Consider the following 17,277-nt stretch of genomic DNA (forward strand, 5'->3'; position numbering starts at 1 on the left):
GGGATCAATCGAGGTGGAGAGCGCCGCGTCTCGGCAGCAGCGACTGGCTGTTGTCGGTGTGCAGCAGGCTGGCGGTAGCCAGCCCGGGTGCCGGGTCCAGTGCGCCGAGCGCAGACGCCAGGTGGGCCGCCGCACCGATGCCCACCGACCCCTCGAGTAGCGAGGTCACCACGACGGTCAGGCCGGCTTCGGAGGCGGTCCGGGCCGCGGCGGCGGTCACCAACGGTCCACCCATGGCGGACGGCTTGAGCACCACGACGTCGGCGCTGACCAGACTGATGGCCCGGTCGAGATCCTCCTGGGTGGTGATGGACTCATCCACGGCCAACGGGATCGGCGACGTGGCCCGGACGGCTGCCAGGGCGTCGAGACCGGACACCGGTTCCTCCACGAACTCGATCTCTAGGTCGGCGAGGCGTTCCAGGTGACGGGGGGCCTCGTCGATCGTCCAACCACCGTTGGCGTCGATCCGTAGACGGGCGTCACCAATGGCGTCCCGGACGGCTTTCAAGCGGGCCAGGTCGGCCTCGAACAGACCGGCAGCGACCTTCACCTTGACCGTTCGGTGTCCGAGGGCGACGGCGGAAGCGGCGGCTGCTGCTGCCTCGTCTGGAGTGGCGCCAACCACCAGTTTCGAAACGGGCACGACGCCGGGACTCCCGGGAGCCAGCAGGTCATGGAGGGGCCGCTCGGCGGCTTTCGCGGCGAGATCCAGCAGGGCTCCGTCGATGGCGGCCCGAGCGGTTGGACTCCCCGTGGGTTCGGCGCCGTCGTCGGCCCAGCGCCGGAGCGCCCGTTCCGCCCCGTCGACGGTCTCGGGGGTGAAGGCCGTCAGCGGGGCGGCTTCACCGCGGCCGGTACGTCCCTCGGCGTCGACCAGCGTCAGCACCACGACGTTGCGCTGACTGATGGTGCCGTGGGCGGTCACCATGGGGGAGCGGTAGGCCAACGCCACCCGGTCGACCCCGATCTCCCTGACGTCCGGAGGTTCGAGGTCGGTGAAATCCGTGATCATTGCCCGTCGACCTCGTCGAGCATCTCCCGTATGGCAGCCACCACGTGGTCGGGGTGCTCGAGGTGGGCTGCGTGCCCGGCCTCGGGGACCACCTCAATGGCTGACCGCACCAACCCGGCGGCCATACGCATGGCGATGGCTCTGAACTTTGGGTCCTCGTCGCCTACCAGCAGGAGGACTGGCACATCGATGCCCGCCAGGTGGTGCCAGTACGACGGCTGGGCGCCCGTGCCGGAGCCTCGGAGGCTGGCGGCTAGTCCGTCTGGATCGTTGGTCAGTCGCTGGGCCCGGGCGTCGGCCAGCGAGTCGGTGCCGAGACGTTTCTGGCTGGCGAACAGCGGGCTAGCCATCCACCGGTCGACGAAGGCGGGAAGGCCCTGTTCCAGAAGGTCGTCGGCCAGTTCGTCGTCGGCTCGTCGACGTGCCGCCCGTTCTACGGGATCCGACAATCCTGGGGACGCCCCGATCAGAGAGAGGGAGGTCACCTGTTCGGGGTGTCGGATCGCCAGGCCGAGGGCCACCCGTCCACCCATGGAGTAGCCGACCAGGTGGGTCGGTCCAAGGTTGTGCTGGTCGATCACCTGGGCCACGGCGTCGACGGTGTGTTCGAACCCGTAGGTCTGGGCGTCGTCGGTGGAGCGGACGGTAGTGCTACGGCCATGGCCCGGTAGATCGACCACCGCCACCGACCGGGTGTCAGACAGCGGTCGGGCCAGGGGCCACATGGTGATTGTCGAACCGGTGAAACCGTGGAGGACCAGGATCGGGCGGCCTTCGGCATCTCCGTCGGAAGGTCCCTCGAATTCGACGTGGAGTCCCAGCTCGTCGGTCATCCAATCGCCTCTGGGCCTCGGAGCGCACGGTCGGCTACCCGGGCGGCTTCGCGGTGGAGTTCGACGTTGGTGGTGGCATCGGTTCGAACGTGGACGAGGTGCAGGCCCGGTGCGCCCACCGACCGGATTAGTGCGTCCTCCAGCGTCGGTCGATCCGCCGGTTGGTGGAGGGTGGCGCCAGCTAGACGGGCCGCGTGGCTGAGGTCCAGTCCATGGGGCGTGTGGAAGAGGCGCTGGTGGTCGACGTGCTCCCGTTCGACGATGGGAAGGAAGGAGAAGATTCCGCCTCCGTTGTTGTCGACGATGACCACCGTCAGGTCGACACCTAGGCGTCGGGTTGCAGTGAGTCCACCAAGGTCGTGGAGCACGGTGAGGTCGCCGGCCAACAGCACCGTCGGGGTGCTCGAGCCGGCTGCCAGGCCGATGGCCGTGGAGACCTGTCCGTCGATGCCGTTGGCGCCCCGGTTGCCGCGGACCGACCACTCCCGCTGATCGACGGGCAGGAAGGCGTCGAGGTCGCGTAGCGGCATGGAGTTGCCCACCACCAGTGTGACCGCGTCGGGCAGGGCGTCGTCAAGGGCGGCCACCACGCCGGGCTCGTCGAACGGAGCATCGGCCACGAGAGTTGCCACGGCGGACGCGGCGGTCGCCTCGGCATTCAGCCAGGTGCCCATCCAGGTGTCTGGCTGGATCTCGGTCCGGTCGTCATCGGTGAAATGTCTGAGGAGGTGCCCGGCTAGACGACCCGGCTCGGCTTCCACCCGGTCGGTGATCCGGCGCGCAGCATCCGGGAAGCGCCCGAGGTGGTCGACGGCGACAATGCGGTCGGCTCCCACCCGGTCCAGCCACAGGCGGTAGCCCTTGCTGGTCGGCATAGCCCCCAGTTGGACGACCACGTCGGGGCGGTGGTCGTCGGCCCACGAGGAGCGTAGGAGGTGGTCGCCGGTGGCCAGCACAGGGGCGTTGGCGACGTGGCCGCCGCGGCGGACACCGGACACAGGGTCAGCGAGGATCGGCCATCCCGTCCGGCGGGCCAGCTTGGCCAGGGCGACGAGGCCGGCGGGCGAGAGGTCCATGGGGCCGGCCACGATGAGGCCCCGCTCGGGGCGGTCGTTGCCGGCCACCAACTCGTCAAGGCAGCCTGCCTCGATGGGCACCCGGTCGGGAGGGAGGGGAAGCAACCCAACAGAGGTCAGGCCAGTCTGTGAAGGATCGCCCGAGGGGGGCTCCAGCGGTTCGCGTAGCGGCACGTTGAGGTGCACCGGGCCAGGGGCCGGCCGGGTTGCTCGCACCACGGCCTGATGTGCCACTGATGCCGCCTCGCCGGCCGGTTCGCTTCCGGCCACCGCGGTGGTCGTTGCCCAACGCACGTGGGTCCCGTAGATACCGTCCTGGTCAATGGTCTGGGGAGCGCCGACGCCCTGCAGCTCGGCCGGTCGGTCGCTGGTTAGGACAATGAGCGGCACCCCGGAATGAAAGGCTTCGATGACTGCCGGCAGGTAGTTGGCTGCTGCGGTTCCCGAGGTGCACAGCAGGGCTACCGGACGGTCGGTGGCCCGGGCCAAGCCCAGGGCGAAGAAGCCACCGGAGCGTTCGTCAAGGTGCATCGACATCTCGAGCCCGGGGGTGCGGTCGGCGGCCACCGTCATCGGTGTGGACCGTGATCCTGGCGATGCGGCGACGTGGTTCACCCCGCATTCGACCAACTGGGCGAACAGGGCGCGGCACCAGGCCTGGACTGCGACCGGGTCGGCGGCCGGGAGGAGGGTCATGGCGTGGCCCCCATCGCCCCGGGTTCAGCGCTGACGGATGGCGGAGTAGCCAGCACGAGTCCAAGGAGGGTTCGCAACTTCACGTCGGTTTCGGCTAGCTCGCGGTCGGGATCCGAGCCGGCCACCACGCCGGCGCCCGCGTACAACGTGGTCCCCTGATCGTGGATGAGGCCGGTCCGCAGGGCCACCCGGAACTCGCCGTCACCCGATGCATCCATCCAGCCCACCGGGCTGGCGAACCATCCCCGTTCCATGCCCTCGTGGGCGGCCCGGAGGTGGGCGGCTTGGCCGCCGGGATGGCCGGCCACCGCCGGTGTGGGGTGGAGGGCGCCCACCAGGTCCAGCAGTCCTACGCCGGCGGGAAGTTCAGCGTCGATCGGCGTATGGAGGTGCTGAATGCCGTGCAGTCGGAGCAGAGTCGGATTCCGTGGGTGGCGGTCGGCCACGCCGAGGCCGTCCAACGCCCGGTCGACGGCCTCGACGACTACGTCGTGTTCGGCGCGTTCCTTAGGGCTGGTCAGCAGGCCCTGGCCGAGGGCGGCGTCGATCGCCGGGTCAGCATCTCGTGGCGCAGACCCGGCGAGCGCCGCGGTGTGGAGGTGTCCGACGTGCACGGCGGCCAAACGTTCTGGGGTGGCCCCGATGAAGATCGTGTCGGCTCCAGCTGGTCGTACAGCCAGCGTGGCGCACGCCGGATAGGTGTCACGCAGGCCGGCCAGCAGCGGTGAGGTTTCGGGCCGGTGGTCGACGTGGATGGATCGACATGGCACGGCCTTGGCGAGGTCACCACGGTCGATGGCGGCTAGCGCCAGACGAACCAGTTGGCGGTAGTGCTCGCGGGCTTCCGGGCCGGCGTGTTTCGCTGGGTCCACCAGTTCTGCCGGTGTGGGAATCGGGGCGTCGAGCAGCGGGGTGGGCCGGTCGTGGTTGTCGATACGGGTCACCCAGGTGCGGTCGGCGCGACGTACCACCTGGACAGCGGGTAGGACCAGCCGGCCGGCTCCAAACGCCTTCCAGGGGCTGGGTTCTCTGAAAGGAACGGCTGCTTCAGGAAGGTGCTCGTCAAATGCGAAGCCACCGGCGATCCTTGGAGGTGGGGCGCCGTCTGGGGCCCGCAGGTGGACGGATTTCCAGAGTCGAGCGGCAGCCTCGGCGGCATCTAGAAACCGGGAGTCACCGTCCAGTTCGAGCACGGCTGCCGAACCGAGGCCGACCCACGAGGTGTCGTCGTCAGGGACCTCCCAGAACCACGCCTCGTCGTCGCTTGGAGCCACGGTCAGCCAGGCCAGCGGGTCGGTGGCCGGTCCGGTGTGGACCTCGACGGTGGTGGCCCGTATCGGCCCTGCAAAGGGCGTCGGGTTGGCGGTCAACGCCATCGGACGTCCACCTCCAGCCGGTCGGCATCGGCAGCCAGGAGGGCGTCGGCCAGCCCGGTCCCCGCGTCGGTTCCCACCCGCTCGCGGGCTCGGGTCACCAGCGTCCTGTGGAAGTGCTGGGCCACCAGACGGGTGACGGCTGGCAGCAACGAGCGGACCACTTCGACCAGGTCCTGGGTTGCATCAGTCCGTTCTCCGGTAACGGTTGTTCCGTGGTGGACGTGGCGTTCGAAGAGGTCGACGGCACGCTCGGCCACCTCGTCGACGTTGGCACCGTGGTCTGCGGCCAGGGCAACCAACTCGTCGAGCGGGACGCCGGCAGCGCTGATGGCCAGACCGGCCCGCACCATCGAGACCGCACCCTCGTCGAATCGGGGATCGGGGTCTGTGGTGAGGGGCGCGAGGAGACCGTTGTCGACCAATAGGGCAATGAGCCCCTCAGGAACCCCGGCCTGCCCGGCCACCTCGGAGCGCGAGAGGCTGCGATCCAGAGCGTCGTCGGCCAGGCGACGGAGCTCGTCGACGGCTCCGCTGGGAGATGACTCGGAGCTGAGCACACCGATCTGGGCCAAGGTGAATCCGTCCTCGGCCAGGCGACGGATCTCGGCCAGTCGGGCCACGTGGTGGTCGGAATAGACAGCTCGTCGTCCATTGCGGACCGGCGGAGCCAACAGGCCGAGGCGCTGGTAGTACCGCACGGTGTCGATGCTCAGGCCAGCGGTCGTCGCCACCTCGTCGACGGCCAGACCGGCAGGAGGGTTCCCGTTTTCAGCGTCTACGTCGGCCACGGACCTATTCTAGAAGTGATTACTCTGAGTGTCGATGCTCGCACTGTAAAATTGGATCTTCCGAGCTTCCGGGTCGTCGCCCACCGGGTCGTGGATGCCACGATGAGGGCATGGAAGCCCGACCGGAGACGTCAACGCCGATCGACTACATCGCCCTGACCCGCGACCGGTACGACCTCCTGGGCTACCCCCCGTACCAGTGGGCCAAGTTGACCGATACGCCGCCGTGGACGCCGCTGGCCCGACCCCTCGCCGAGTCGACGGTGGCCCTAATCGGATCAGGCGGCGCCTATCGCGAGGGACAGACGGCCTTCCACTGGAAGGACGACACCGGTGTCCGGCGCATCCCATCGGCCGATCCGGCCACCGACATCCGGGTTACCCACTTCGCCTACGACCTCGAGCCGGCCCGCGAGGACCCGAACATCGTGTTCCCCGTGGACCGGCTTCGCGACCTGGTCGACGAGGGCGTGATCGGCGGCTTGGCTCCCACGGCACTGGGGTGCATGGGTGGCATCTACTCCGTCCGTCGGGCCACCGAGGAACTGGCCCCAGCCGTTGTTGCTGAGATTACGGCCATGGACGTCGACCTGGCCCTGCTGGTGCCCGTCTGACCGGTCTGTCACCAGACCGTGGGTCTGGTAGCGAGGGCATTGGAGGCTGCCGGCGTGCCGACCTTGTGCCTGACATCTGCGTACAGCATCACCGCGTCGGTGAACCCGCCGAGGGCCGCTTTCTCGGACCTGCCGCTGGGCCATACCGTCGGTCGGCCCCACCAACCGGAGTTCCAACGCGACTTGCTGCGTCGGGCACTGAACGCGGCAGTCAACATGGACGCCCCGGGGACCATTGCCACCACCGGCGTGACCTGGGACCGCGACGGCTCCTGGAAGCAGCGGGCCACGCCCACCGGGATGGAGTCCGAGGAGGATGCGTCGAGGGACGGCGACCCGGGAGACTCCCGCAACGTCCGCGTCGACACCCCGCAGTACCAGTATGAGTCCGACCGGCTGGCCGCCGGATCGGGTTCGTGATTCCCGTTTACTGACCAACTTTGCTGACTCCCAGTCCCGGAGGAATCCCATGCCCGTCGCTTCCGACCTGCAACCACTGTTGGATGTCATCGCCAATCGGCGGGATCCCGATGGCCCCATCGATGTCGAGGAACTCCGGGAGGGTTACCGGGCCCTCTGCACCAGTGGGCAGCACCTCGCCGCCGAGGTGTCTGAGGTAACCGAACGGATGATTCCCGGGCCCGATGGCGACCTCCCAATACGCGTCTACCGGGCGGAGGGGCTGGGCGACCGGGCCCCCGTGGTACTTCACCTGCATGGTGGCGGGTGGACGATTGGCGACCTGGAGGGCTACGACGAGCAGTTTCGGGCCGTGGCGTCAACCGCTGGAGCGGTGGTGGTGGCCCTCGAGTACCGGCTTGCCCCCGAGCATCCCTTTCCAGCGGCCGTAGACGACTCCTGGGCGGCCCTCTGCTGGGTGTCGGAGCACGCAGCCGAACTCGGGATCGATCCTGAGCGACTGGTGGTGGCCGGTGACAGTGCCGGCGGCAACCTGAGTGCGATTCTGTCTCTGCTGGCCAGGGATCGTGGTGGTCCGACCATCGCCCACCAGTTCCTGATCTATCCGGCCACCGATTTCGACTACGACTCAGGACGCTGGCCGTCGTTGGAGGAAAACGCCACGGGGTACTTCCTGGAGTTGAGGACCATGCGGTGGTTCGCCGAAAACGTTGCCGGAGATCAGGATCTGACCGCAGAGCCCCTAGCCGCGCCGATACGCGCCGAGAACCATGTGGGCCTTCCGCCGGCCACCTTGATGGTGGGCGGTTTCGATCCGCTACGAGATGAGTGCCTGGGCTATGCCGAGGTGCTCCGATCGGCTGGCGTGCCGGTCGATGTGATCTATCACGAGGAGCAGATCCACGGGTACTGGATCGTCGCTCCGCTGGTGCCGTCATCGGAAGCGGCACGAGATACCGACCTGGCGGCCCTACGAGCGGCCGTCGGGGCGCTGCCTGTCGGTTAGCCCCGTCGGTTAGGCCCAGTCGGAAGGCCCGTCGACCAGGCCCGCAGGTCAGTTCGGTTCGGCCACCGTTCCAGCAGCCACCAGGGCATCGATCTCGGCACCGGTACGACCCATGGCCATCAGTACCTCGCGGGTGTGCTGGCCGATGGTAGGCGCCGTCGACCGGGCCGCCCACGGTGTCCCACGGAAGTCCACCGGCGTGGCCACCATGGTGGTCGACGACACGTCGTCGGGAACGTCGACCAGAGCGCCCGAACCGTGGAAGGCAGGGTCGGCCAATAGGTCGTCGGGTGAGTTGATGGGCGCCCAGAAGAAGTCGGGTTCCGTGGCGAACACCTCGGTCCACTCGTCCAGCGTCTGGGTGGCGAAGATCCCGTCCAGCATGCTGACGAGTTCAGATGCATTGGCCGCCCGCTCCCGGGGTCGGGCGAACCGCTCGTCGTCCAACCACTCGGGGTGGCCGACTGCCCGGGCCAACGGCGGCCAATGGCGCTCGCCCTCCAGCCCGACGATCCAGAACCGTCGACCGCAGCCCGCCGTGTAGTTGTTCATGGCCGGATTACCCATAGACGTGCGTTCGCCGATCTCCAGGGTGACGCCCCACATCAGTAGCAGGTTCAGGTCGAAACTGATGGTGTAGGCGCCCTGGCGAATGAGCGACGTTTCGACGAGTTGGCCCTGACCGGTCCGTTCCCGGTCAAACAGGGCGGCTGACACTGCGGCGGCAGCGGCGAGGCCGGTCGAGTGGTCGCCCATCCCACCACGTTGGAAGGGAGGATCGCCGCCCGGTGGCGTTAGCAGGCCGGCCACCCCGGACCGAGCCCAGAAGGCGCCAATGTCGAAGGCCGCCCGGTCGGCATCGGGACCCTCGGAGCCGTAACCGGTGATCTGGCAGTACACGAGGCGAGGTAGTCGCTCGCTGACCGACGCGTGATCGAGGCCCAGGCGTTCGAGCGCACCGACCCGAAGGTTGGTCACGAACACATCGGCATCGGCCAGGAGTTCCATGGCGATAGCCATACCGTCGTCGGTTCCGAGGTCGACGGCGATGCCCTTTTTGGATCGGTTGTCCATCTCGAATATCGGGTTGGTGGGCATGTCGCCGCCCAGCATCCACTGGAACATGCGGCACGGGTCGCCCGACGGGGGTTCGATCTTGACCACGTCGGCCCCCCAGTCGGCGAGGATCCCGCCGGCGGCGGGGCCGGCGACCCACACACCGAGTTCCACGACCTTCACGCCTCGCATGGGGCCGGTCGCCACTCCCTCGTTCGGAACCGTGTCCCGACCAACTCCTGTTTCAGTCATGTCCGCCACTTCCTCCTGAGGCTGCGACAGACAGGATGGTGATAATCAACGGGAAAACGTTCTCCATGATTGAGTGTCCCATGGGACCGACGGTCCGACAAGAACACGCCGGGTACCGTCGGACGGTGATCTTGTTCGTGTGTACCGGCAACACCTGCCGGTCGGCCATGGCTGAGGCGGTGCTGCGGGCCCGCCTGAACGAGCGCGGCGGGGACGTTTCGGCATTGTTCCCGACGGTGGCATCAGCTGGGACCGAGGTCCGTGGGGGCGCGGACGGAGCCGGGGCGCACCCATTGGCTGTTGAGGTGCTCGCCGAGCGAGGCATCGACCTCGGTGGGCATGTCAGCAGGTCGTTGACCTTTGAACTGGTGGCCGGCGCCGACCTGGTGGTGGCCATGACCCGCCTCCATCAGGCAGCCGTTTCTGCGCTCGATCCCCCGGTCCGTGCCCGGAACTTCCTGGCCGGCGAGGTGGTACGGCTTGGAGGGCTGGTCGGTCCACGGGAGGATCGACCGTTGGACGAGTGGATCCGGGTACTGGACGGGGCCCGGGGCGGCCACTTCACCACCGGACGGGTGGCCGACGAGGTGGCCGATCCATGGGGCGAACCGATCAACGAGTACCGACGATGCGCCGATCGACTAGATGGCATTGCCACAGCTCTTGCCCGGCTGCTCGCCTAGTCGAAGGAAATAGGTTGATCTGACGGACCGTCAGATCAATGGAGGGCCGGAGTACCGTTTGGCCGTGGACTTCACCCGTACCCCGACCGAAGAGGCCTTCGCCGACGAGGTACGCACCTGGCTAGCGGAACACCTGGTGGGCGAGTTCGCTGACCTACGGGGTCGTGGCGGGGTAGGCCAGGAAGACGTGGCCCCCGAACTCCTCCTGGAGTGGGAGCGCGAACTGGCCTCCGGCGGGTGGCTCGGCATCGACTACCCGGTCCACCTCGGAGGACGTGACGCCACCCTGACCGAGCAGGTGATCTTCCACCAGACGTACGTGGAGGCCCGGGCCCCTGGACGCTTTCCCAACATCGGACTGAACCTGCTCGGACCGACCGTGGTGGCCTACGGGACCGAGGCCCAGCAGGAACGGTTCGTCCGCCCGATCCTCGCCGGTATCGAACACTGGTGTCAGGGGTATTCCGAGCCCGACGCCGGCTCGGACCTGGCCAACGTGGCCACCCGGGCCCGCCTGGACGGCGACCGGTGGTTGGTCACCGGCCAGAAGATCTGGACGTCGCTGGCCCAGTTCGCCCAGTGGGCCTTCGTGGTCTGCCGGACCGACCCGACCACCGAACGCCACGCCGGACTCTCCTACCTCCTGGTGCCCATGGACCAGGCTGGCATCGAGATGCGACCCATCGTGCAGATCACCGGTGGCACCGAGTTCAACGAGGTGTTCTTCGACGACGCCGAGACCGACGCCGATCTAGTGGTCGGCGAGGTGGGCGGCGGCTGGGCGGTGGCCATGGGAACCCTCGGATTCGAGCGGGGAGCCTCGACCCTCGGCCAGCAGACCGGGTACCGACAAGAACTTGATGCCCTCATGGACCTGGCCCGGAACAACGGGTCGATCGAGGACCCGTCGCTTCGCCAGGACCTCATGCGGGCATGGAGCGAACTGGAAATTCTCCGTTACAACCAACTCCGGATGCTCACCGCGCTGGTGGCTGACGGCGTGCCCGGCCCGGAGATGTCCATCGGGAAGCTCTACTGGGCCTCGTGGCACCGTCGCCTCGGTGAACTGGGAATCCGGATTCGTGGAGCCAGCGGCATGATTGGGGTCGACGCCACCTCACCGCTCGAGGATCCCCTCGGGGCCAACTACCGGTTAGACCGCCTACAGCGCACCTTTCTTTACAGCCGGTCCCACACCATCTACGGCGGGTCAAACCAGGTGCAACGCAACGTGATCGGCGAACGAGTCCTCGGCCTGCCACGGGAGCCCCGTTAGGCCGATCGGGGCCACCGACTCGCCGTCCCGTACGCTTTTCGCACTGATCCCTTTCCTCTCCGCAACCCAGGAGCAGTCCCATGTCCGAGGCCTACATCGTCGACGCCATTCGAACGCCCACGGGCAAGAAGGGCGGCGGGTTGTCCCAGGTGCATCCCGCCGACCTGGGAGCGCACGTGATCAGCGGCGTCTTGGAACGCAACGACGTCGACCCGATGGCCGTCGACGACGTGGTCATGGGCTGTGTGGACAACCTCGGCCCCCAGGCCGGAGATATTGCCCGTACGGCCTGGTTGGCTGCCGGTCTGCCCGAGGCCGTCCCCGGCACCACCGTGGATCGCCAGTGCGGTTCGGGCCAGCAGGCCGTGAGCTTCGCGGCGATGGGCGTCATGGCCGGAGTACAGGATCTGGTGGTGGCTGGCGGCATGCAGAACATGAGCATGATTCCCATCGGCCTAGCCCTCGAGGCCGCCAAGCCGTTCGGCCATGAAGACCCCTTCAGCGGCTCGACCGGGTGGGTGGATCGCTACGGCACTCAGGAAGTGTCCCAGTTCCGGGGCGCCGAGATGATCGCCGAGAAGTGGGACTTTTCTCGCGAGACCATGGAGGCCTTCGCCTTCGAGAGCCACCAGCGGGCCATCAGGGCCATCGACGAGGGCCGGTTCGATTCCGAGGTCAGCCCGTTAGCCGACGTCGAGGCCGACGAGGGCCCTCGTCGAGGCGGCAGCCTGGAGAAGATGGCGCAACTGGCGCCACTGGTCGAGGGTGGACGGATCACCGCAGCGCTGGCCAGTCAGGTCAGCGACGGCGCGGCCGCCCTGTTGATCGCGTCGGAACAGGCGGTCGCCGATCATGGCCTGACCCCCCGGGCCCGAATCCACCACATGAGTGTTCGGGGCGATGACCCGATCTACATGCTCACCGGCCCGATTGCAGCGACCACCCACGCGCTAGAGAAGACGGGCATGTCGATCGACGACTTCGACCTCTTCGAGTGCAACGAGGCGTTCGCCCCGGTGCCGCTGGCGTGGATGCTCGAACACAGCGTGCCGCACGAGAAGGTCAACGTGAACGGTGGAGCGATCGCGCTGGGGCATCCGCTGGGATGCAGCGGCGCAAAGCTCATGACGACGCTCCTGTACGAGTTGGAGCGCACCGGTGGCCGCTATGGCTTCCAGACCATGTGTGAGGGCGGCGGCCAGGCCAACGTAACCATCCTCGAGCGGCTCTGATCTGGTGGTCCGCACGGCCTGCCCCAGGAGTTCAGTCAAGAAACGTATCGACCAGGCCCCAGTCGAGTGCCGTGGCGACGTCGATGGTGGTGCCGGTCAGGCACAACCACGCGGTGCGTTGGCGACCAATCCGCCGGGGCACGCTGACCGTCCCGCCAGCACCCGGGATCAGTCCCATGGAGACCTCTGGCAGCCGGAACGTCGCTGCAGCAGTGGCCTCGATCCGATCGGCAAAAGCGGCCAACTCCACGCCCGACCCGACCGCCGGTCCCTGGACGGTCACCGTCAGGCGTGGGGCCAGCCGATCCAGCCACGAAGCGGCGTTGCCCGACGACCGGATCAGGTGGGCCGTCGCCGAGTTGTCGACTGTTCCGAACTCGGCCGGGTCTCCGCCGCAGCAGAAGGCTGACCCGGCGCCGGTCAGGTGAACGGGCCGATCATCGCCCGAGACAGCGAGCGGGCGAAGTGCTTCGACGAGGGCGTCACGCATGGCCGCCGACCAGGCGTTGCGGAGCCGGGGTCGATTCAGCGTCAGCCGGACGACATCGCCGGAGGCATCCACCAAGACCGGCGGGTCGGATTCCCCGGGGCGGGCCCGACGTCCACGGCCGTCCAACCAGCGGGCGAACTCCGGTCCGCCCTGCAAGGTGCCAAAGGCCGTGCTCTCGAGGAGCAGCCCACCATCGGTCGACATGCCACCACCGTGACGGAGCACCTGGCAGCAGGTCACGGCGGCCATCGGGTTGGCCATCACCCCGTCGACCACCGCGGCCGCCGCATCGGGATCGGCGACCAGGACGTCCAGGGCAGGTGCCGTGCCCACAGGAGCGATGCCTACCGAGACGAGTGGAAGCCCATCCAGCACGGCTGTGGTCCCCGCAGTCAGACGGTCGGCGTCGTCGATCACCAGCACCGGTGCATCCCTTAGGGCGCCAAGGTCCAGGTCGACGGTCGGTGCGCTCAGCAGATCGGTGGCCTCAGCAGCGGACCAGACCCGGACGGAGCCCGAACCAGTCACGAGGTTGGTTTCATTGGGTCGAACCGTCGCCGAGGTCGGCCAGGTCGGCCCGCAGGACCCGCCGGAGGAGTTTCCCGGTGTCGTTGTAGGGGAGGGCGTCCACGAACGCCACGTGGTCCGGCGTGCGGTTGGAACGCAGCTCGGCCCGTACGGCTTCCTGCAACTCGTCGGCACCCACCGTCGAGCCGGTGGAGCGGACCACGGCGGCCACGATCCGTTCGCCCCACTGCGCATCAGGCAGGCCAATGGCTGCCGCATCGGACACCCCGGGGTGGTCGACGAGCACGGCCTCAATTTCGCTGGGGGAGATGTTCTGGCCGCCCTTGACGATGACGTCGTCGATCCGGCCCGACACGTGGAGGAAGCCGTCGTCTCCCATCCAGCCGCCGTCGTGGGTGGGGAACCAGCCCTCAGAGGTCAGGCGGGGCGCCAGGCCCCGGTACTCGCCGGACACCTGTTCGCCCCGCACCCAGATCTCCCCCGGCTCGCCGGTGGCCACTTCGGTTCCGTCCTCGTCGCGGATCGACACCTCGATGCTGGGCAGCGGACGCCCTGCCGAACCGAGGCGGGCCCGGATGGATTCGTCGTCGCTGGCCAGGGCCTCGCGGTGCTCCTGTGGACCCAAAAGGGCCACCGTGGAGCTCGTCTCGGTCAACCCGTAGGCGTTGACGAAGGCCGTGTCGGGAAGAAGTTGGAGGGCCCGTTCGATGGTTGGGCGGGGCATCTTCCCCCCGCCGTAGGACAGCGACCTGAGGCTGGGCAGGTAAGCCCCGTCTGGAGTCGCATCGTCCGCGACCTCCGCGTCGAGGTATTCGACGATCCGGGTCAGCATGGTGGGTACCACCATGGCGCTGGTGACGCCTTCAGTGCGCACCAGATCGACCCAGGCGGCAGCGTCGAAGGCGGGTAACTGCACGATGCGCCGACCGGCATAGACGTTAGACAGGATGGCTGCCATGCCCGCCACGTGGTAAGGCGGCACGCTGACCAGAGCCGCCTCCTCCTCGCCTGCCCCCATGAACTCGACTGAGCCGAGCACGTAGGACACGAGATGCCGGTGGCGAAGTACGGCGGCCTTGGGATCGCCGGTCGTGCCACTGGTGAACAAGAGGATGGCCGTTCCCTCACCCTCCATGTCCCATTCGGGAGAAGGCGCCAAGGCGTCGACAAGGTCGGCCAGCAGGGCGTCCCTGTCCACGACTGACACGCCGTCCACCCCGGAGAGGCGACCGGTGGCCTCAGGACCCACCACGGCGATCGCCGGGGCGATCCGTCCGGCGAGCGTGGCCAGCTCATCGTCGGTGAGGCGGTAGTTCAGTGGCACGAACGGAAGGTCGGCCCACGCCGCGCCGAACAGGGAGATGGGCAGGGCGGCCGACGACACATCGGCCATAGCCACCGCGTCGACCCCGGCGGCCCGAAAACGATCAGCTGCCACTCCGGCCCGGTCGAACAACTGCTGGAAGGTCAGGCCGCCATCGAGGGACCCGACGGCGATTCGGTCGCCGAATCCGGCAGCCGCCATCTCCAGCAGCATCATCAGGTTCACGGTTGGGTCGGCTTCCTGGTCGGCTATCTGGCGGACGTCTGGTTCGCCTCAGTCTGAGGCGGGGAGGGGCTTAGCCTCCTTGAGGTCCAGCAATGTGTCGCCCAGACCGAGCGAGCCGTCACCAGGCTTGGTGCAGAGCACCTCGACGGTCTCCTCGGCATCGACGTACCGCTTGCCCATCAGGGTTCCGCCGTCGGCGCCCGAAACGGGGGTGCCGGTACCAGAGGCGGAACCGGCGGACGCCATGGGTACTCCGCCACAACGCAGGTCGGCCTCACCGGCGCCCTTCACGACGATCACCTCGGTGGTGCAGACGTCGCTGGTGAACCGGCTTCCGGGCTTGAGGTTGGGCATGGGGACTCCAGGGCATGAGTGGTGGTCGGAGGCCAAGAGCATCGCCTATTGACGGCCGTCGGGCCACTCCGGCCCGGAGCCGATCCACAGCAATGAGTAGCGTCGATTCGATGTCCCGGTCCGACAGCACGCCGATGCTCGACGAGGTGTTTCGCCGGACCGGCGAGCCTCCTCGTGTAGACGATTCAGGGTCGGCAACCCGGAGATGGGAGGCGTCACGGGCCGCAGTGCTGAGTGGCCCGGCCAATGGTCCGCCCCGAAGGGTGCCCAACGGGGTGGCCAACGGACTCGCCGTATTGACATCGATGCTCGAGGCGCTAAGCGGCCTGGTCGTGGAGGGGCCGGTGCTGGTTGCCGAACGGGCGGTGGCGGCCGGTCTCGGCCGTCGAGGGGCGACGTCGGTTGGGGGTGAGGCCCACCTCGTCGAGGCCGCCGACGGGCTCGTCTGTCTGAATCTGGCCCGGCCCGACGACGTGGCTTCCATTCCGGCTCTCCTGGAATCCACCATGGATCCGGCTGACTGGCCGGCAGTGCGTCGGGCTGTCTCCCTTCTTGCAGGTGCAGAACTGGCCAAGAGGGCCGACCTGCTCGGCATGCCCCTCGGCGTACCGGGTACTGCACCGGATCGACCGCTAGTGGTGACCATCGGTGCTGACCGGGCCGAGGTGAAGAGGCAGCCGCTGGTCGTCGAATTCGGTTCGCTCTGGGCGGCCCCGCTCTGCGGCGCGCTTCTGGCCCGGGCCGGATGCCGGGTCGTGAAGGTGGAGAGCGTGCAACGACCGGACGGTGCACGGCGCGGCCCAGCGACGTTCTTCGAATCGCTAAACGGAACTAAGGAAGAAATCAGCGTGGACCCATCGACGGCTGACGGCCTCGAACTGGTTCACATGCTGGTTGATGCGGCCGACGTGGTGCTCGAGGCCAGTCGACCCAGGGCATTGGCTCACTGGGGGATCTCCGCTGCCGAAGAGGTGCAACGCGGCACGGTGTGGGCCTCGATCACCGGCTACGGGCGAACCGGTCCGAGGTCGGGTGGGGTGGCCTTCGGGGACGATGCTGCAGTTTCCGGAGGACTGATGCTGCACGACCCGCCGGGCTTCGTGGCTGATGCTGTTCCCGATCCGGTTACCGGTTTGTTAGCCGCCGTGGCAGTCCAGGCCGCCCTGGCGGACGGGGTTGGTGCCCTCCTGGACCTCTCGTTGGCCGGTGTCGCCTGTTGGCTCGCCGATCCGCAAGTAGACCAGAGTGCGGATTGAAGCACTCCAAAGCGATGAAGTTCTCGTATTCCTGACGGAGCATCAGATACCCCTTCCGGCCTACCATCAGCCCGTGAGCGAACAGATGACCGACGACGATGATGCTCAGGACCTGGACGATGATGCCCAGAACCTGCGAGCGTCCGATGGTCGGGTGCCCGGGCGCCGAGGTCTGGCCACCCGCCAGAAGATGCTTGATGCCACCGGCGTCCTTCTTGACACGGTGGCCTACCGAGACCTCAAAGTTGTCGACATCGCCCGCGAGGCCGGCACGTCGCCGGCCACCTTCTACCAGTACTTCCCTGACGTCGAAGCGGCTGTGCTGGCCATGGCGTCCGACCTCGGCGACGCCTGGCACGAAGATCTCTCCAAGCTCGTCACCAACCGGGACTGGGAGGGCGACCCCGACGGGTCGGCCCACCGGGTGGCTGACGGCATGCTCGAGTTCTGGACCCTCCACAAGCCGGTCCTGCGGGTACTGGACATGGCTTCGATGGAGGGTGATCTCCGGTTCCGGGAGATCCGGGCCAACCTGCTGGCCGGGGCCACCGAGGCGCTGATGGACCTGGCGGCTGAACGGCACATTCCTGGCGATCCGATGGCGTCCGCCGGTGTGGTCGTCGGGATGCTGGCCCATGTGGCCAACCACCAGCACGGCCTTGAGCGTTGGGGTGTCTCCCACGATGTACTGGTGGACACGGTGGCCGGGATCATCCGCCGAACCATCCTCGGGGTGGTCTGATCCCTGAGACCTGACCCGGAGCCACCTGACGGGTC

General features: G+C 67.9%; 17 protein-coding genes. 8 read left to right on the forward strand and 9 right to left on the reverse strand.

The features are described from left to right. Positions 1–4: 4 nt before the first annotated feature. The 5 genes from menC to QF777_04005 are packed head-to-tail and all read right to left on the reverse strand — an operon-like array spanning position 5 to position 5,784. Entirely contained in the window at positions 5–1,015 is a 1,011-nt protein-coding gene (menC, locus tag QF777_03985) for an o-succinylbenzoate synthase (GenBank protein ID MDP6910710.1), read from the reverse strand. Next, positions 1,012–1,848 carry a 2-succinyl-6-hydroxy-2,4-cyclohexadiene-1-carboxylate synthase gene (gene menH / locus QF777_03990; protein MDP6910711.1) on the reverse strand — a complete coding sequence of 279 codons (837 nt, stop codon included), beginning with the start codon at positions 1,846–1,848 and terminating at the stop codon, positions 1,012–1,014. The genes menC and menH overlap by 4 nt, the downstream gene beginning before the upstream one ends. Then, a complete protein-coding gene (menD, locus tag QF777_03995) occupies positions 1,845–3,620 on the reverse strand; it encodes a 2-succinyl-5-enolpyruvyl-6-hydroxy-3-cyclohexene-1-carboxylic-acid synthase (GenBank protein ID MDP6910712.1) in 1,776 nt (591 codons plus the stop codon). The genes menH and menD overlap by 4 nt, the downstream gene beginning before the upstream one ends. After that, on the reverse strand, positions 3,617–4,996 hold the full coding sequence (locus tag QF777_04000; protein ID MDP6910713.1) for an isochorismate synthase: 1,380 nt from the start codon (positions 4,994–4,996) through the stop codon (positions 3,617–3,619). The genes menD and QF777_04000 overlap by 4 nt, the downstream gene beginning before the upstream one ends. Then, positions 4,987–5,784, reverse strand: coding sequence for a MerR family transcriptional regulator (locus QF777_04005; GenBank protein MDP6910714.1), 798 nt, complete (start codon positions 5,782–5,784; stop codon positions 4,987–4,989). Before QF777_04005 ends, QF777_04000 begins: the two co-directional genes overlap by 10 nt. A gap of 110 nt (positions 5,785–5,894) precedes the next feature. On the opposite strand from QF777_04005, the gene QF777_04010 reads away from it, so the two are divergent. The 3 genes from QF777_04010 to QF777_04020 are packed head-to-tail and all read left to right on the forward strand — an operon-like array spanning position 5,895 to position 7,824. Continuing rightward, entirely contained in the window at positions 5,895–6,398 is a 504-nt protein-coding gene (locus QF777_04010; GenBank protein MDP6910715.1) for a glycine/sarcosine/betaine reductase selenoprotein B family protein, read from the forward strand. 54 nt (positions 6,399–6,452) lie between these two features. After that, positions 6,453–6,818, forward strand: a complete 366-nt coding sequence (locus QF777_04015) for a hypothetical protein (GenBank protein MDP6910716.1) — start codon at positions 6,453–6,455, stop codon at positions 6,816–6,818. A 49-nt stretch (positions 6,819–6,867) separates the two neighbouring features. Further along, a complete protein-coding gene (locus QF777_04020) occupies positions 6,868–7,824 on the forward strand; it encodes an alpha/beta hydrolase (GenBank protein MDP6910717.1) in 957 nt (318 codons plus the stop codon). Between the two features lie 48 nt (positions 7,825–7,872). Here QF777_04020 and QF777_04025 read toward each other — a convergent pair whose 3' ends face one another. Continuing rightward, positions 7,873–9,132, reverse strand: a complete 1,260-nt coding sequence (locus QF777_04025) for a CoA transferase (GenBank protein ID MDP6910718.1) — start codon at positions 9,130–9,132, stop codon at positions 7,873–7,875. A 125-nt stretch (positions 9,133–9,257) separates the two neighbouring features. Here QF777_04025 and QF777_04030 point away from each other — a divergent pair, with 125 nt between their 5' ends. The 3 genes from QF777_04030 to QF777_04040 all read left to right on the forward strand — a co-directional run bounded on the left by QF777_04030 (position 9,258) and on the right by QF777_04040 (position 12,323). Beyond that, positions 9,258–9,815: a hypothetical protein gene (locus QF777_04030; protein ID MDP6910719.1), complete on the forward strand. Its 558-nt coding sequence runs from the start codon at positions 9,258–9,260 to the stop codon at positions 9,813–9,815. A gap of 64 nt (positions 9,816–9,879) precedes the next feature. Then, positions 9,880–11,091, forward strand: coding sequence for an acyl-CoA dehydrogenase family protein (locus tag QF777_04035; GenBank protein ID MDP6910720.1), 1,212 nt, complete (start codon positions 9,880–9,882; stop codon positions 11,089–11,091). Positions 11,092–11,171: 80 nt separating this feature from the next. Beyond that, a complete protein-coding gene (locus QF777_04040) occupies positions 11,172–12,323 on the forward strand; it encodes an acetyl-CoA C-acetyltransferase (GenBank protein ID MDP6910721.1) in 1,152 nt (383 codons plus the stop codon). A 31-nt stretch (positions 12,324–12,354) separates the two neighbouring features. Here QF777_04040 and QF777_04045 read toward each other — a convergent pair whose 3' ends face one another. Genes QF777_04045 through QF777_04055 form a run of 3 tightly spaced genes read right to left on the reverse strand, consistent with a single transcriptional unit; the run spans position 12,355 to position 15,244 of the window. Beyond that, the gene (locus QF777_04045; protein ID MDP6910722.1) at positions 12,355–13,341 is read right to left on the reverse strand and encodes an enoyl-CoA hydratase/isomerase family protein; all 987 of its coding nucleotides are present in this window, start codon (positions 13,339–13,341) and stop codon (positions 12,355–12,357) included. A gap of 10 nt (positions 13,342–13,351) precedes the next feature. Beyond that, entirely contained in the window at positions 13,352–14,881 is a 1,530-nt protein-coding gene (locus tag QF777_04050; GenBank protein MDP6910723.1) for a class I adenylate-forming enzyme family protein, read from the reverse strand. A gap of 57 nt (positions 14,882–14,938) precedes the next feature. Beyond that, complete coding sequence (locus QF777_04055; protein ID MDP6910724.1) at positions 14,939–15,244, reverse strand: hypothetical protein; 306 nt, start codon at positions 15,242–15,244, stop codon at positions 14,939–14,941. 110 nt (positions 15,245–15,354) lie between these two features. Here QF777_04055 and QF777_04060 point away from each other — a divergent pair, with 110 nt between their 5' ends. Further along, on the forward strand, positions 15,355–16,500 hold the full coding sequence (locus QF777_04060) for a CoA transferase (GenBank protein ID MDP6910725.1): 1,146 nt from the start codon (positions 15,355–15,357) through the stop codon (positions 16,498–16,500). 73 nt (positions 16,501–16,573) lie between these two features. Next, a complete protein-coding gene (locus tag QF777_04065; protein ID MDP6910726.1) occupies positions 16,574–17,242 on the forward strand; it encodes a TetR family transcriptional regulator in 669 nt (222 codons plus the stop codon). The last annotated feature ends 35 nt before the right edge of the window (positions 17,243–17,277 follow it).

Source organism: Acidimicrobiales bacterium (genome assembly GCA_030747595.1).
GTDB lineage: Bacteria > Actinomycetota > Acidimicrobiia > Acidimicrobiales > MedAcidi-G1 > UBA9410.

Coding starts and splice junctions, on each gene's coding strand:
- menC (MDP6910710.1), bottom strand. CDS start 1,015: ATGATCACGGATTTCACCGACCTCGAACCTCCGGACGTCAGGGAGATC.
- menH (MDP6910711.1), bottom strand. CDS start 1,848: ATGACCGACGAGCTGGGACTCCACGTCGAATTCGAGGGACCTTCCGAC.
- menD (MDP6910712.1), bottom strand. CDS start 3,620: ATGACCCTCCTCCCGGCCGCCGACCCGGTCGCAGTCCAGGCCTGGTGC.
- QF777_04000 (MDP6910713.1), bottom strand. CDS start 4,996: ATGGCGTTGACCGCCAACCCGACGCCCTTTGCAGGGCCGATACGGGCC.
- QF777_04010 (MDP6910715.1), top strand. CDS start 5,895: ATGGAAGCCCGACCGGAGACGTCAACGCCGATCGACTACATCGCCCTG.
- QF777_04020 (MDP6910717.1), top strand. CDS start 6,868: ATGCCCGTCGCTTCCGACCTGCAACCACTGTTGGATGTCATCGCCAAT.
- QF777_04025 (MDP6910718.1), bottom strand. CDS start 9,132: ATGACTGAAACAGGAGTTGGTCGGGACACGGTTCCGAACGAGGGAGTG.
- QF777_04040 (MDP6910721.1), top strand. CDS start 11,172: ATGTCCGAGGCCTACATCGTCGACGCCATTCGAACGCCCACGGGCAAG.
- QF777_04050 (MDP6910723.1), bottom strand. CDS start 14,881: ATGATGCTGCTGGAGATGGCGGCTGCCGGATTCGGCGACCGAATCGCC.
- QF777_04055 (MDP6910724.1), bottom strand. CDS start 15,244: ATGCCCAACCTCAAGCCCGGAAGCCGGTTCACCAGCGACGTCTGCACC.
- QF777_04060 (MDP6910725.1), top strand. CDS start 15,355: ATGTCCCGGTCCGACAGCACGCCGATGCTCGACGAGGTGTTTCGCCGG.